This is a genomic window from Gordonia neofelifaecis NRRL B-59395, from assembly GCF_000192435.1.
GTDB classification, from domain to species: Bacteria; Actinomycetota; Actinomycetes; order Mycobacteriales; family Mycobacteriaceae; genus Gordonia; species Gordonia neofelifaecis.
The window spans coordinates 58,811-73,077 of record NZ_AEUD01000004.1 but is presented as its reverse complement, the minus strand read 5'-3'; the positions used below and the strand labels follow the sequence as shown (position 1 = coordinate 73,077).

Below are 14,267 nucleotides of genomic sequence, written 5' to 3'. Positions count from 1 at the left end.
AACGCTACTTCGTGACGAAACGACGACAGCCGCGACCCCACCCCCGACGCATGCGTCAGTTGAGGTCGCGGCCGCCGTTGGCTGTGGTCAGCTGCGAGGAGAGACTCAGTTGAACGAGTCGCCGCAGGCGCAGCTGCCGGTCGCGTTCGGGTTGTCGATCGTGAAGCCCTGCTTCTCGATGCTGTCGACGAAGTCGATGGTCGCACCCTGAACATACGGTGCGCTCATCCGATCGACGGCGAGCTTCACGCCGCCGAAGTCCGAGATCACGTCGCCGTCGAGGCTGCGGTCGTCGAAGAACAGCTGGTAGCGCAGACCGGCGCAGCCACCGGGCTGCACCGCGATGCGCAGGGCCAGGTCGTCGCGACCCTCCTGGTCCAGCAGTGCCTTCGCCTTGGAGGCGGCGGCGTCGGTCAGCAGGACACCGGTTGCGGTTTCGTTCTGAACGGTCATGGGCGCTCCTCATGTCGCCGGCCGCGGCGGTTCTCGGCAGCCGGATACGTTGTCGGTGGCTCAGTCACCGGATCACGGACGCCCGGCAGACACGGCCAACAGGCTCAACGGTACTCGCTGCTTCGGTATTCCCGCATCCCGCCCGGCTTCCGCGCGTCAACCCAGGAGGCGACGCACGTCCTTCGCGACGTCCGCCGCCAATGCGGTCAGCACCTCGACGGGCTCGGTGATCGAACGCGTCACCGACCCCGCCGACTCCACCATGGAGTACGCGGCGACGATCCCGGTCAGGTCGGCCTCGTCGACCTGACCCGCCAACACCACGGCCGGGACTCCGGCGCGCCGGGCCTCGGCGCCGAGGGCCGCGACGACCTTCCCGAACGCGGTCTGCGTGTCCACACGCCCTTCCCCGGTCACCACCAGATCGGCGGCCGCGATGCGCGCCGGCCGCCCGGTGGCGGCCGCGACCACGTCGGCGCCGGTTTCGCGGCGGCCGCCGACCGCGACCAGGAAGGCGCCGAGTCCGCCCGCCGCTCCCGCGCCCGGGACGTCGCGGATGACGCGACCGGCGCCCGTCTCAGCGTTCTCCAACTCGTCGGCCCATTCCGCCAGGCGCGCCTCCAGACGCCCGATCGTCGCCGGGTCCGCGCCCTTCTGCGGACCGAACACCGCGGCGGCGCCGGTTGGGCCGAGAAGCGGATTGCCGACATCGGTCGCCGCGACGAGATCGACGTCGCGTAACAGCGCCCGCGCTCGCGGCACCCCGCCGAGTCTGTCCGCCGCCCCGCGTCCGCCGTCCGTCGTCCCGCTGCCGCCCAGTCCGACGACGATCCGCACGGCGCCCGCGCGCAGTGCCGCGAGGATCAGATCGCCGACTCCCGCGGTAGACGCCCGCCACGCGGTCTCCGGGCTCGGACCGCCAGTCACCAGGTGCAGCCCGCAGGCCTGCGCCGACTCGATGTACGCGGTCGTCCCGTCGATCAGGACCTGCGCGAGGACCGCATCACCGAGTGGTCCAGCGACGGATACCTCGATCGGAGCTCCGATCCCGGACGATGCCAGCACGTCGATGAAGCCGGGGCCGCCGTCCGACTGCGGCAGCAGATCGAGGAGGTCCGCGGGCCGGGCGCACCGCCAACCGTCGGCGATCGCCGCCGCGGCGGCCCGTGCGGACAGGGTGCCGCCGAATTCGTCGGGTGCGATCACCACGCGAAGCCGCATCTCGTCCATCAACGGTCAGCGTATCGCCGGCCCTCGCCCGATGCTCGCCTTCGCGCGCGCATCGAATAGTCTCGTAGACGTGAAGTTGCCCTGGAATTCCGACGCCGACAAGAGCTCCGCCACCGAGCCGGAGGACACCGCCGACGCCTCGGCCGCAGACGCGGCGCCGGCTTCCGGATCGACGACGCCCGGAAAGGGCCGCCCCACGCCGAAACGCCGCGAGGCCGAGCGTCGCCGCGGACCGGTCGCGCCGCCGCCGACGACCCGCGCCGAAGCACGCGCCCGAAAGAAGTCGCTCCGCTCCTCGATGACCAAGGAGGAGCGCAAGGAGGTCTCGTCCGAACGTCGCCGCGTGCGCCTCGAGCAGCGCGAGAAGATGATGGCCGGCGATGAGAAGTACATGATGGCCCGTGATCAGGGCCCGGTCCGGAAGATGGCCCGCGACATCGTCGACTCGCGCCGCAACTTCGCCGGCCTGTTCCTCCCGTTCGCGGTCTTCCTGCTCGTGGTGCTGATGGTTCCGAACCTGGCGGTGATCGGAAACCTGGTCCTGCTCGCGTTCGTGCTGCTGGTCGTGTTCGACTCGCTGTACCTCGGCCGGATGGTCAACAAGCGCGTCCAGGAGCGGTACCCGGACACCACCGACACCGGCTTCAAACTGGGTTGGTACTGCTTCACCCGCGCGATGCAGCTGCGGATGATGCGAGCGCCGCGCCCGCAGGTCAAGCCCGGCGACAAGGTCTAGACACGTGCGCACGCTGGTCCTCGGCGGCATCCGCTCGGGCAAGTCGGCGCACGCCGAGCATCTGCTCGAGACGGCCGCGGCGGTCAGGTACATCGCGACCGGCCCGACGACCGGCGACTCGTCGTGGCACGCGCGGGTCGAGGCGCATCGCGACCGCCGCGGCGATCGCTATCGGACCGTCGAGTCGAGTGATTCGGCCGCACTGCTGCGTGAGCCGACCACCGAGGCCACGCTGATCGACGACCTCGGGAACTGGCTCACCACCGAGCTCGACGTCTCGAGCGCCTGGGACGACGACGCCGCCGACATCTCGGCGCGGGTCGCCGACCTCGTCGACGCGGTGGCGAATCATCCCGGCGACCTGGTGATCGTCAGTCCTGAGGTGGGCCTGTCGGTGGTCGCCGCGACGGCGTCCGGTCGCCGGTTCGCCGACGAGCTGGGCCGGCTGAACGCGGCGATTGCGGAGGTCTGCGACGCCGTGGTGCTGGTGGTCGCGGGCCGCGTCCTGAACCTGCCGCGCGATCCCTCATCCATCGATCCGGCGCCCGTCGCGACCGTGCTGCCCGCGGCGGTCGCCGCCGAGCCCGCTGTGGTCGTGGCCGCGGAGCCGGAGACGGTCGCAGACACTCCCGAGTCCACCGCAACCGAGTTCACCGCCGTCGACCTCGACGGGGTCGACGCCGAGATCTTCCCGATCGTCGAACTCCCCGATCACGAGGTCGCCGAGCAGGCCCGTGCTCGACAGCTCCGCCTCACCAAACCGGCTCACTCCCTCGGCAGGCTCGAGGACCTCGGAGCCTGGATGTCGTCGTGCCAGGGCGTCTGCCCGCCGCGGTCGCTGACCTCGCCCGCGGTGGTCGTCTTCGCCGGTGATCACGCCGTGGCCGCCGACGGGGTCTCGGCGTACCCGCCGGAGGTGACCGCGCAGATGGTCGCGAACATCGCAGCCGGCGGCGCCGCCATCAACGTGCTCGCGCGCCGCGCCGGGGCGACTGTCGAGGTCGTCGACATGGCCGTCCGCGCAGATACCTCGCCGCACGTCTCGCGATACAAGGTACGCGCGGGCAGCGGCGACCTGCGGACCGGCGAATCGCTGACGATCGCCGAGGCCCGGCGCGCGGTCGCCGCCGGTCGCGACATCGCCGACCGGCTGGTCGATGCGGGCGCCGATCTGCTGATCGCCGGCGACATGGGCATCGGCAACACCACGCCGGCCGCCGTGCTCGTCGGTACGCTGACCGACCGCGAGCCCGTGGTCGTGGTCGGCCGCGGCACCGGCATCGACGACGCGACCTGGATCAGGAAGACCGCCGCCATCCGCGACGGTATGCGGCACGCCCGCCGGTATCGGAACGAACCTCTCGCGCTGCTCGCGGCAGTCGCCGGCGCCGACATCGCGGCCATGGCCGGATTCCTCGCCCAGGCGGCCGTCCGCAAGACGCCCGCTCTGCTCGACGGCGTGATCACCACGTCGGCCGCGCTCGTGGCTCAGCAGTTGGCGCCCGGGGCCGCGTCGTGGTGGCAGGCCGGACATCTGTCGACCGAGCCCGCCCACAAGTTCGCCCTCGACTCCCTCGGCCTGCAGCCGATCATCGATCTCTCCATGCGGCTCGGCGAAGGCAGCGGCGCCGTGGCCGCGCTCCCCCTGGTCGCGTCGTCCATCGACGTGCTCGCCGAGATGGCCACCTTCGACGAGGCCGGCGTCAGCGGCGGCGAGTAGCGGCCGAGATGCTGTCGCGCGGTCTGTCCGGCGTGCACGACGCCTTCACCTGGCTCACCGTGCTCCCGCTACCTCAGCCGCGCGGCGAGTTCGATCGCCGACGAGCCGCCACCGTCATCGCCGCGGTGCCGATCGTGGGGGCGGCGCTCGGCGCGGTGATCGCCGTGATCGCATTCGGACTGTCGTACACCGCGCTGCCGACCGCACTGATCGGGGTGGGCATGGTCGCGGTGCTCGCCCTGGCCACGCGCGGCATGCATCTCGACGGGCTCGCCGACACCGTCGACGGGCTCGGCAGCTACGGCGACGCCGATCGCGTGCGCGCCATCATGCGCAGCGGCGACGTCGGCCCGTTCGGGGCAGCGTCGCTGGTGCTCGTCCTGCTGGGCGAATCCGTGGCGTTCGGCGCGCTGGCCGCGGACTCGCGCTGGTACGAGATCGCCCTCGCGATCTTCGTCAGTCGCGCCACCGTGCCGATCAGCTGCCGGTCGGGTCTGGGCGCTGCCAACGCCGACGGTTTCGGGGCCCTGGTGGCCGGGACGCAACGGGCGTCGATCGTCGTCTGGTCGGCGTTGGCACTGGCTGCGGCCGCCGCGACTGGACTCGTCGGCACCGACGGGCAGACGCTCGACGTCGCCGCCGCTGTGCAGGCGACCGCGGTGGTCGTCGTCGTGCTGTTCTTCGCCTGGTTCTTCACCCGGCACTGCGCGCGCCGATCGGGCGGTCTCACCGGCGACGTGATCGGCGCAACGATCGAGTTCTCGGTGGTGCTGACCGCCGTCGGACTGTTGCTCTGACGGATTCCGCCGTCGGCGCCCGGTGTCGGACGGTCAGCCGAACCGCTCGGGTAATCGCCCGGCGACCGTGCCGCCGAGGCCAGTCTGACAAGTGGTCGATCCGCGCTTCCCGACCGCTGACGGAGGTTCTGACCATGCGCATCACGAAGTACGCCGCCGTCTGCATGACCACGGTCACGACGGCCTTCGCGGTCGCGGGCGTGGTCGCCGGACCCGTCGGCGCGGACACGACGCCGTTCCCGCATCTCGTCCTGCGTGACAGTTTCCGGGTCTACGTCCGCATCACGAACGAGAGCACGCACCGCGCCCGCTGCGTGGTCGGCATCCACCACGGGTCCGAGCGCGCGAGCGTCGAACGGGTCGCCGACGTGTGGGCCTCGTACCGCGCGGGGACCGCGACGTACGACGACGTCCGGCGGGCACAGCGCGTCGTCAGACCCGCGATGCAGAATCTCCTGTTCGCCGACCTGGCTCCTGGAGACCGACTGATGCAGATGTCGGAGGATCTGAAGGATTCGACCGAGGCGCTGTCGCTGCTTCAGGAGTGCGTCTGGGCCGATGCACCACCCGACAACGCCGACTTCACCGCGTACTACGTGGACCCCGCGCTGACTGCAGGTGCCCTCTTCGGCTCCTCCTAGCCTCCCGAAGAGGGTACAAGCGATCGGCCTCGGCTACGGCGCCGGATACAGCGTGGTCATCCAGCCGTGGGTGTCGGCGAACGTGCCGCGCTGCAGGCCGGTCAGCGTGTCGCGCAGGGCCTGGGTCACCTCACCGGTGCTTCCGTCGCCGATCAGGTAGTCGTCGGTGTCGCTCTGGACTCGACCGACCGGCGTGATGACGGCGGCGGTGCCGCACGCGAAGACCTCGGTGATGTCACCGTTGCGCACCCCCTCGCGCAGTTCGTCGGTGGAGATGCGGCGCTCGTCGACCTTGTAGCCGGCGTCCGCGGCCAGCGTCAGCAGGGAGTCGCGGGTGATGCCCGGCAGCAGCGAACCGGTGAGTTCCGGGGTCACGAGCTGGGCATCCGAGCCCGAGCCGTACACGAAGAACAGGTTCATCCCGCCCATCTCCTCGATGTAGCGGTGCTCGACGGCGTCCAGCCAGACCACCTGGTCGCAGCCCTTGTCCGCGGCCTGAGCCTGGGCGAGCAGCGACGCGGCGTAGTTGCCGCCGAACTTGGCGTCGCCGGTGCCGCCCGGCGTGGCACGCACGTACTCGGTGCAGAGGTAGACGCTGACCGGCTTGACGCCGCCCTTGAAGTACGCGCCGGCCGGTGAGGCGATCAGCGAGTACAGGTACTTGTCCGCGGGCCGGACCCCGAGGCTGGCTTCGGTTGCGATCATGAACGGTCGCAGGTACAGCGACTCCTCGCCCCCCGCTCCGGGAACCCAGACGTGATCGGCGGCCAGGAGGGCCCGCAGCGAGCCGACGAAGTCCTCGACGGGGAGCTCCGGCATCGCCAGGCGGCGAGCCGAGCGGTTGAACCGCTCGGCGTTGGCCTCGGGCCGGAACGCGGCGATCGAACCGTCGGGCTGACGGTAGGCCTTCAGGCCCTCGAAGATCTCCTGCGCGTAGTGCAGAACCATCGCCGCCGGATCGAGCGCGATCGGGCCGTACGGGGTCACCCGCGCGCCGTTCCATCCGCGATCGCGATCGAAGTCTACGGTCACCATGTTGTCGGTGAAGTAGTTGCCGAAGCCCGGCGCGGCGAGGATCTCGGCGCGACGACTCTCCGACACCGGATGCGGATGCTCGGTACGGGTGAACTCCAAGGTCATGCGGCCATGTTACCGCCGGTACGCAAAGCACTTCTCCGCACCGGCGGTGAATGCGTCGATCAGACGTGGCTCTCGACGAACGGTGGCAGAACGACCTCGCAGGTCAGCGCCCGACCGCGGACGTCGACGACCACCTCGGCACCCTTCTTGACACCCGACGAGACGTCGATGAAGGCGAGGGCAATCCCCTGTTTCAGGGTCGGCGAGAACGTTCCCGACGTGCACACGCCGATCTGCTCGCCGCCGGCCTCGAGGTGCACCGTGCAGTCCGCGCGCGGCACGCCGCGCCCGGTGGCCCGCAGCCCGTACAGGCGACGAGCCGGACCCGTCTCACGCTCGGCGAGCAGTGCCTCGCGGCCGAAGAAGGCGGGCTTGTCCCAGCCGACGGCCCACGACGACCGCGCCTGCACCGGCGTGATGTCGACGCTCAGCTCGTGTCCGTGCAGGGCGTAGCCCATCTCCGTGCGCAGGGTGTCGCGCGCTCCGAGGCCCGCCGGCTGTCCGCCGCGAGCGGTGACCTCGGCGAGCAGTGCGTCGAAGACGATGCCCGCGTCGTCCCATCGAGGCAGCACCTCGTAGCCGTGCTCGCCGGTGTAGCCGGTGCGGCACACGCGGATGTCCAGATCCCGTCCACCGACGGTGATCGACGCGTCCGCGTACGCCATGTAGGCCATCTCGGTCGGCAGGCCGAGCGCGGCGAGCACCTCCGTCGACTTCGGACCCTGCACCGCGAACACCGCGTAGTCACGATGCTGATCGGTGATCGCGATGCCCTCCGGCGCGACAGCGCTCAGCGCGGCGACGACGGCCGGCGTGTTCGCGGCGTTCGGCACCAGGAAGACCTCGTCGTCGCTCACCAGGTAGGTGATGAGGTCGTCGATGACACCGCCGGTCTCGTTGCAGCACAGCGTGTACTGCGCCTTGCCCGGCTCGATCTTCCCCAGGTCGTTGGTCAGCGTCGCGTTGATGAACGCGGCCGCGCCGGGGCCGGCGACAAGCGCCTTGCCGAGGTGGCTCACATCGAAGATCCCGACCGCCTCGCGGACGGCGTTGTGCTCGGCGACGGTGCCGGCATACGAGACGGGCATGTTCCAACCGCCGAACTCGGCGAAGGTTGCGCCCAAGGCGGTGTGGCGATCGGCGATCGGACCTGCGAGCAGTTCAGTCATGCCGCTAACGGTATCGCCCCGACCGGGCGAGTTCCCACCCGAGGCCCGACCGCACCGGAAGCTCCTGTGGCAGAGTTGAACAGCGTGAGCGCCAACGACTTCTCCGACCGCGTCCGCGGTCCCCGCATCGACCTGACCACCGGACTCTCGAACGACGACGACGTGTTGGTCGTCGGCCTCCTCGCGGCGACCGACGACGGCGAGGAGCCGACCCTGCTCCTGGTCGAGGACTTCCTCGACGACGAGTCCGCGGAGCAGATCAGCAGCGCGCTGTCGGCGCTGGGTGCCGGCGGATCGTCGGGCGAGATCACCCGAGTCCCGGCACCCTCCTCACTGCCGGTCGGCGTCGTCCTGGCCGTCGGACTCGGCACCGACGCCGACGATCCCGAAACGGTCCGCCAGGCGGCGGGCAACGCGATCCGCTCGCTCGACGGCACGGCCCGAGTCGTCAGCACCCTCTCGGCCGCCGGGCTCGGCGCCGCCGCGGAGGGCTCCTACCTCGGCGCCTATCGCTTCGACGAGCTGCGGACCGACAAGTCGCGCTCGGCGAAGCGGCCGCCGGCCACGGTCCTCCTGGCGGTGCCCGCGAAGACCAAACAGGCGAAGGCTGAGCTCGACCACGCGCTGATCGTCGCCGACTCGGTCGCGATCGCCCGCGACTTCGTCAACACGCCGCCGAATCTCCTCTTCCCCGCGGAGTTCGCCGAGCGCGCACGCGTCCTCGGCAGCAAGGCCGGTCTCCGCGTCGAGATCCTGGACGACGTCGAGCTCGCGAAGGCCGGATACGGCGGCATCGTCGGTGTGGGCCAGGGGTCGTCGCGCAAGCCGCGCCTCGTCCGACTGACGCATGAGGCCAAGGGCGCCGACCGCACCGTCGCACTCGTCGGCAAGGGCATCACGTTCGACACCGGCGGCATCTCCATCAAGCCCGCCGCGGGCATGGATCACATGACCTCCGACATGGGCGGCGCAGCGGCGGTCATCGCCTCGACGATCGCCGCCGCCCGGCTCGATGTCCCGGTCACCGTCATCGCCACCGTCCCGATGGCCGAGAACATGCCGTCCTCGACCGCGCAGCGCCCCGGCGACGTGCTGACGCAGTACGGCGGCACCACCGTGGAAGTCCTCAACACCGACGCAGAGGGACGACTGATCCTCGCCGACGCGATCGTGCGCGCCTGCGAGGACGAGCCCGACTTCCTCATCGACACCGCGACGCTCACCGGTGCACAGATGGTCGCACTCGGAACCCGCACCCCGGGCGTGCTCGGAACCGACGACTTCCGCGACCGCGTGGCCGCGATCTCCCAGTCAGTGGGCGAGAACGGGTGGCCTATGCCACTCCCGGCCGAGCTCCGCAGCGACCTCGACTCACGGATCGCCGACCTCGCGAACGTCACCAATCACCGGTGGGGCGGCATGCTCTCCGCCGCGATGTTCCTGCGCGAGTTCGTCACCGAGGGGCTCGACTGGGTGCACATCGACGTGGCAGGACCCGCTTTCAACACCGGCGGGCCCTGGGGATACACCGGTAAGGGAGGCACCGGCGTGCCGGTCCGGACCATCGTCGCCGTCATCGAGGACATCGCAGGCGGAGCGTGACGAGCACCGCATTCCGGGGTTGGCGGGACTCCCGCGGACCCGGAACCGTTTGAGAGTAGTGTGAGTCACGGGCGTCGGCCCATCCCGCCGACATCACGCGACCCGCACACGCCGCTGGGGCGCGGAAAACCCCGTATCGACCGATCGACCGAACAGCACAGTTCACGAAATTGTTAGGGAGTCACACGCAAATGGCCTTCTCTGTCGAGATGCCCGCACTGGGCGAGAGCGTCACCGAGGGAACCGTCACCCAATGGCTGAAGCAGGAAGGCGACACCGTCGCGGTCGACGAGCCCCTGCTCGAAGTCTCCACCGACAAGGTCGACACCGAGATTCCGTCGCCCGTCGCGGGTGTGCTGGTCAAGATCGTCGCCGCTGAGGACGACATCGTCGAGGTCGGCGGTCAGCTGGCCCTGATCGGTGAAGCCGGCGAGGCCGCCGCTCCCGAGCCCGCTGCCGCACCGGAGCCGGCCGCTGAGCCCGCGCCGGTCGCCGAGTCGGAGCCCGCAGCCCCCGCCCCCGCCCCCGCCGCCGAGGCACCGGCCGCCGCATCGACTCCCGCGGCTGCCGCATCCGGTGTCGACGTCGTGATGCCCGAACTCGGCGAGAGCGTCACCGAGGGCACCGTCACGAACTGGCTGAAGCAGATCGGCGACACCGTCGCCGTCGACGAGCCGCTGGTCGAGGTCTCCACCGACAAGGTCGACACCGAGATTCCGTCGCCGACCGCAGGTGTGCTTCTCGAGATCGTTGCGAACACCGACGACATCGTCGAGGTCGGCGGCAGGCTCGCCGTGATCGGCGATCCGAGTGCCGCTGCCGCGGCACCGGCCGCCCCGGCACCGGCCGACCCCCCCCCTGCCCCTGCCGCACCGGCTGCCCCCGCACCGGCTCCGGCGGCACCGGCTCCGGCCGCTGCCGCACCGGCCCCCGCACCGTCTGCACCGGCTCCGGCACCGGCCGCTTCGGCACCGGCGGCTGAGGCAGGCGACCTGCAGGCCACCCCGTATGTCACCCCGCTGGTCCGGAAGCTGGCCGCGGAGAACGGCATCGACCTGGCCACCGTGAAGGGCACCGGCGTCGGCGGACGTATCCGCAAGCAGGACGTCCTCGCCGCCGCCGAGGCCGCGAAGGCTCCGGCCGCTGCCGCCGCTCCGGCTCCGGCCGCCGCAGCCCCCGCTGCGCCTGCCGCAGCTCCGGCCGCTGCCAGCCCCGAACTGGCCGCGCTGCGCGGTACGACGCAGAAGATCAACCGGATCCGCCAGATCACCGCGGCCAAGACCCGCGAGTCGCTGCAGACCAGCGCCCAGCTGACCCAGGTGCACGAGGTCGACATGACCCGCGTCGCCGCGCTGCGCACGGCGGCGAAGGCGTCGTTCAAGGCCGCCGAGGGCGTGAACCTGACGTTCCTGCCCTTCTTCGCGAAGGCCGTCGTCGAGGCGCTGAAGGTGCACCCGAACGTCAACGCGTCGATCAACGAGGAGGCCAAGGAGATCACGTACCACGCGGACGTGCACCTCGGCATCGCCGTCGACACCGAGCAGGGTCTGCTGTCCCCGGTGATTCACAACGCCGACGACCTGTCCCTCGGCGGTCTGGCTCGCGCCATCGCCGACATCGCCGCGCGCGCCCGCTCCGGCAACCTGAAGCCCGATGAGTTGGCCGGCGGCACGTTCACCATCACCAACATCGGCAGCCAGGGCGCCCTGTTCGACACTCCGATCCTGGTTCCGCCGCAGGCCGCGATGCTCGGCACCGGTGCCATCGTGAAGCGTCCGGTGGTCCTCACCGGCGCCGACGGCACCGAGTCGATCGCTGCCCGGTCGGTGGCCTACCTGCCGCTGACCTACGACCACCGGCTCATCGACGGCGCCGACGCCGGACGCTTCCTGACCACCGTCCGGAACCGTCTCGAGGCCGCCGAGTTCGCCGCCGACCTGGGGCTGTAAGCACCCGATATGCGAATCGCGGTTGCGGGCAGCCACGGGCTGATCGGTTCGGCCCTGGTTCCCGCGCTGAGTCAGGCGGGGCACGACGTTCACACACTCGTCCGCCGTGCCCCGGCTGCGCCGCGTGAGATCGGCTGGTCTCCCGACCAGACCGGACTGGCACCGGAGTCACTCGCCGGATTCGACGCCGTGATCGCACTGGGCGGCGAGAACATCGGCGCCCACCGCTGGAGCGGCCAGGTGAAGCAGCGGCTCCGCAATTCCCGGATCATCCCGACCACGGCCTTGGCCGACGCCGTCACCGAGGCCGGGGTCGGCGTCTTCATCAGCGCCAGCGCGACCGGGTTCTACGGCGATACCGGAGACACGGCTGTCGACGAGTCGGCGCCGCCCGGTACCGGCTTCCTCCCCGACCTCGTCGTCGACTGGGAGTCGGCCGCCGCATCCGCCACCTCCGCCCGCGTCGTCATGCTGCGCACCGCGCCGGTCCTGAGCAGGCGCGGCGGCGTTCTCGGCCGACTGCGTCCGGTGTATCGACTCGGCCTCGGCGCGCGTCTCGGCGACGGCAGGCAGTGGTTCTCCTGGATCAGCCTGACCGACGAGATCGCCGCGATCCGCCACGTTCTGGACGACGACACGATCACCGGTCCGGTCAACCTGACCGCACCCGAACCGGTTCGCTTCACCGACTTCTCGGCGGAGCTGGCACGGGCGGTCCACCGGCCCGCGGTGCTTCGCGTGCCTGCCGCGCTGGCTCGTAAAGCGGGCGGCGAGATGGTCGAGGAGATGATCCTGACCTCGTCGCGCGTCGTGCCGAAGCTGCTCACCGACAGCGGCTTCACGTTCACTCATTCACATCTGACATCTGCACTGGAGTACTGCTGTGCCCAACGCATCGTCGCGCGCCGACGGCGCATCGATCGAAGTCCGCCGCCTCGGCGTGATGGACTACACCGAAGCCTACGAGCTGCAACACCGACTGGCCGAGCAACGCGCGACCGGTGAACTCGACCACGACCTGATGCTGCTCCTCGAGCACCCGTCGGTCTACACCGCGGGCAAGCGCACCGAGGACTCGGATCGACCGGTCAACGGTGCGCCCGTGATCGACGTCGACCGCGGCGGCCGGATCACCTGGCACGGTCCGGGTCAGCTGGTCGGCTACCCGATCGTCAAGTTGGCCGAACCGCTCGACGTCGTCGACTACGTTCGTCGTCTCGAGGAGGCGCTGATCCGGGTAGCCGCACGGCACGGCGTCGCCACCGGTCGCGTCGAGGGACGATCCGGAGTGTGGATCCGGGACGCCGCCGGTGAGCGCAAGCTCGGTCAGATCGGCATCCGGATCGCCAAGGGCGTGACCCTCCACGGCTTCGCCCTCAACGTCAACCCGGACATGACCGTCTTCGACGCGATCGTCCCGTGCGGCATCGCCGATGCCGGCGTCACCTCTCTGGCGACGGAGTCGGGTGCGGCGATCACCGTCGACGACGTGCTCGACGACATCGTCGAGCTGGTCCAGCAGTGCCTCGACGATCCCGCAGGCCCCGCCGCGGACTCCGCCGACGCCCTGGCCTCGCCCGATCGGGTCGACGACGCCGCGAGCGTAGGATCTGTCCAGTGACCGCCACGCCCGCCCAGCCAGTTCCCGCCAGCCCCGCGGACGCACCCGCCGGCCGCAAACTGCTGCGGCTCGAGGTGCGGAACGCGCAGACCCCGATCGAACGCAAGCCGAAGTGGATCAAGACGCGCGCCACGATGGGCCCGGAGTACACCGAGCTCAAGGGTCTTGTCCGCAGCGAGGGTCTGCACACGGTGTGCGAGGAGGCCGGCTGTCCCAACATCTACGAATGCTGGGAGGACCGCGAGGCCACCTTCCTCATCGGCGGCGAGCAGTGCACCCGACGTTGCGACTTCTGCCAGATCGACACCGGCAAACCCGCGGACCTCGACCGCGACGAGCCGCGTCGAGTCGCGGAGTCGGTCCAGTCCATGGGCCTGCGCTACTCCACCATCACCGGCGTCGCCCGCGACGACCTCCCCGACGAGGGGGCCTGGCTGTACGCGGAGACGGTGCGCAAGATCCATGAGCTGAACCCCGGCACCGGCGTCGAGAACCTGATCCCGGACTTCCACGCCAAGCCCGATCTCCTCGACGAGGTCTTCTCGTCCCGACCCGAGGTGTTGGCTCACAATCTGGAGACCGTGCCGCGGATCTTCAAGAGCATCCGACCCGCGTTCCGGTACGAGCGGTCGCTGGAGGTGCTCACCCGGGCCCGCGACTACGGACTCGTCACGAAGTCGAACCTGATCCTCGGCATGGGCGAGACCCCCGACGAGGTCCGCGAGTCGCTGCGCGACCTTCACGAGGCCGGCTGCGACATCGTGACCATCACGCAGTACCTGCGGCCGTCGGTCCGGCACCATCCCGTCGAACGGTGGGTGAAGCCGGAGGAGTTCGTCGAACACTCGCAGTACGCCGAAGAGATCGGATTCGCCGGCGTGATGGCCGGTCCGCTGGTGCGCTCGTCATACCGCGCCGGTCGCCTGTACGCGCAGGCGATGGCCCGCCACGGACGCGAGCTCGCGCCGGAACTCGCCCACCTCGCGCAGGAGGGCAGCGCCTCGCAGGAGGCGTCGTCAGTGCTGGCCCGAATGGCCCGCTGAGCACTGCTTCCCGACGAGCCCCGGCGCCCATGCGCCGGGGCTCGTCGGCATTTCGGGTGCGGTCGCAGACGCTCCTCTCCCCTGCACTCGCGCACCTCCGGACGTGAGCGGATGCGGGCGGGCGACGCGGATGCCTCTCGGTGAGCGGGACGTCGGCGCCGCCGGG

At 70.6% G+C, this 14,267-nt stretch carries 13 protein-coding genes; 9 read left to right on the top strand and 4 right to left on the bottom strand.

Going from position 1 to position 14,267, the window contains the following annotated elements:
- Positions 1 to 105 precede the first annotated feature (105 nt).
- Together SCNU_RS06135 and SCNU_RS06130 are read right to left on the bottom strand one after the other, a co-directional pair.
- The gene (locus tag SCNU_RS06135; protein WP_009678483.1) at positions 106 to 453 is read right to left on the bottom strand and encodes a HesB/IscA family protein; all 348 of its coding nucleotides are present in this window, start codon (positions 451 to 453) and stop codon (positions 106 to 108) included.
- Positions 454 to 609: 156 nt separating this feature from the next.
- Positions 610 to 1,683 carry a glycerate kinase family protein gene (locus tag SCNU_RS06130; RefSeq protein ID WP_009678482.1) on the bottom strand — a complete coding sequence of 358 codons (1,074 nt, stop codon included), beginning with the start codon at positions 1,681 to 1,683 and terminating at the stop codon, positions 610 to 612.
- A 70-nt stretch (positions 1,684 to 1,753) separates the two neighbouring features.
- Here SCNU_RS06130 and SCNU_RS06125 point away from each other — a divergent pair, with 70 nt between their 5' ends.
- The 4 genes from SCNU_RS06125 to SCNU_RS06110 all read left to right on the top strand — a co-directional run bounded on the left by SCNU_RS06125 (position 1,754) and on the right by SCNU_RS06110 (position 5,577).
- Positions 1,754 to 2,419: a DUF3043 domain-containing protein gene (locus SCNU_RS06125; protein ID WP_009678481.1), complete on the top strand. Its 666-nt coding sequence runs from the start codon at positions 1,754 to 1,756 to the stop codon at positions 2,417 to 2,419.
- A 4-nt stretch (positions 2,420 to 2,423) separates the two neighbouring features.
- Positions 2,424 to 4,139 carry a nicotinate-nucleotide--dimethylbenzimidazole phosphoribosyltransferase gene (gene cobT, locus SCNU_RS06120; RefSeq protein ID WP_009678480.1) on the top strand — a complete coding sequence of 572 codons (1,716 nt, stop codon included), beginning with the start codon at positions 2,424 to 2,426 and terminating at the stop codon, positions 4,137 to 4,139.
- An 8-nt stretch (positions 4,140 to 4,147) separates the two neighbouring features.
- On the top strand, positions 4,148 to 4,936 hold the full coding sequence (locus SCNU_RS06115) for an adenosylcobinamide-GDP ribazoletransferase (RefSeq protein WP_009678479.1): 789 nt from the start codon (positions 4,148 to 4,150) through the stop codon (positions 4,934 to 4,936).
- 134 nt (positions 4,937 to 5,070) lie between these two features.
- Complete coding sequence (locus SCNU_RS06110; protein ID WP_009678478.1) at positions 5,071 to 5,577, top strand: hypothetical protein; 507 nt, start codon at positions 5,071 to 5,073, stop codon at positions 5,575 to 5,577.
- A 33-nt stretch (positions 5,578 to 5,610) separates the two neighbouring features.
- On the opposite strand, the gene SCNU_RS06105 is transcribed toward SCNU_RS06110, so the two are convergent.
- Together SCNU_RS06105 and gcvT are read right to left on the bottom strand one after the other, a co-directional pair.
- A complete protein-coding gene (locus tag SCNU_RS06105; RefSeq protein ID WP_009678477.1) occupies positions 5,611 to 6,717 on the bottom strand; it encodes a branched-chain amino acid aminotransferase in 1,107 nt (368 codons plus the stop codon).
- Positions 6,718 to 6,776: 59 nt separating this feature from the next.
- A complete protein-coding gene (gcvT, locus tag SCNU_RS06100) occupies positions 6,777 to 7,886 on the bottom strand; it encodes a glycine cleavage system aminomethyltransferase GcvT (RefSeq protein WP_009678476.1) in 1,110 nt (369 codons plus the stop codon).
- Positions 7,887 to 7,970: 84 nt separating this feature from the next.
- Between gcvT and SCNU_RS06095 the strand changes: the two genes are divergently transcribed.
- The 5 genes from SCNU_RS06095 (at position 7,971) to lipA (ending at position 14,101) form a co-directional block, all read left to right on the top strand.
- Positions 7,971 to 9,488: a leucyl aminopeptidase gene (locus tag SCNU_RS06095; RefSeq protein WP_009678475.1), complete on the top strand. Its 1,518-nt coding sequence runs from the start codon at positions 7,971 to 7,973 to the stop codon at positions 9,486 to 9,488.
- Between the two features lie 191 nt (positions 9,489 to 9,679).
- Positions 9,680 to 11,437 (top strand): 2-oxoglutarate dehydrogenase, E2 component, dihydrolipoamide succinyltransferase, encoded by a 1,758-nt coding sequence (gene sucB, locus SCNU_RS06090; protein WP_009678474.1) that lies wholly within the window; start codon positions 9,680 to 9,682, stop codon positions 11,435 to 11,437.
- 9 nt (positions 11,438 to 11,446) lie between these two features.
- Complete coding sequence (locus tag SCNU_RS06085) at positions 11,447 to 12,442, top strand: TIGR01777 family oxidoreductase (RefSeq protein ID WP_009678473.1); 996 nt, start codon at positions 11,447 to 11,449, stop codon at positions 12,440 to 12,442.
- Positions 12,381 to 13,058, top strand: a complete 678-nt coding sequence (lipB, locus tag SCNU_RS06080) for a lipoyl(octanoyl) transferase LipB (RefSeq protein WP_009678472.1) — start codon at positions 12,381 to 12,383, stop codon at positions 13,056 to 13,058. Before SCNU_RS06085 ends, lipB begins: the two co-directional genes overlap by 62 nt.
- A complete protein-coding gene (gene lipA, locus SCNU_RS06075) occupies positions 13,055 to 14,101 on the top strand; it encodes a lipoyl synthase (protein WP_009678471.1) in 1,047 nt (348 codons plus the stop codon). Before lipB ends, lipA begins: the two co-directional genes overlap by 4 nt.
- Positions 14,102 to 14,267: the final 166 nt, after the last annotated feature.

What these genes read in the sequence shown, in the direction of transcription:
- SCNU_RS06135 (WP_009678483.1), bottom strand. Translation starts at nt 453, where the DNA reads ATGACCGTTCAGAACGAAACCGCAACCGGTGTCCTGCTGACCGACGCC.
- SCNU_RS06130 (WP_009678482.1), bottom strand. Translation starts at nt 1,683, where the DNA reads ATGGACGAGATGCGGCTTCGCGTGGTGATCGCACCCGACGAATTCGGC.
- SCNU_RS06115 (WP_009678479.1), top strand. Translation starts at nt 4,148, where the DNA reads ATGCTGTCGCGCGGTCTGTCCGGCGTGCACGACGCCTTCACCTGGCTC.
- SCNU_RS06110 (WP_009678478.1), top strand. Translation starts at nt 5,071, where the DNA reads ATGCGCATCACGAAGTACGCCGCCGTCTGCATGACCACGGTCACGACG.
- SCNU_RS06105 (WP_009678477.1), bottom strand. Translation starts at nt 6,717, where the DNA reads ATGACCTTGGAGTTCACCCGTACCGAGCATCCGCATCCGGTGTCGGAG.
- gcvT (WP_009678476.1), bottom strand. Translation starts at nt 7,886, where the DNA reads ATGACTGAACTGCTCGCAGGTCCGATCGCCGATCGCCACACCGCCTTG.
- sucB (WP_009678474.1), top strand. Translation starts at nt 9,680, where the DNA reads ATGGCCTTCTCTGTCGAGATGCCCGCACTGGGCGAGAGCGTCACCGAG.
- SCNU_RS06085 (WP_009678473.1), top strand. Translation starts at nt 11,447, where the DNA reads ATGCGAATCGCGGTTGCGGGCAGCCACGGGCTGATCGGTTCGGCCCTG.
- lipB (WP_009678472.1), top strand. Translation starts at nt 12,381, where the DNA reads ATGGACTACACCGAAGCCTACGAGCTGCAACACCGACTGGCCGAGCAA.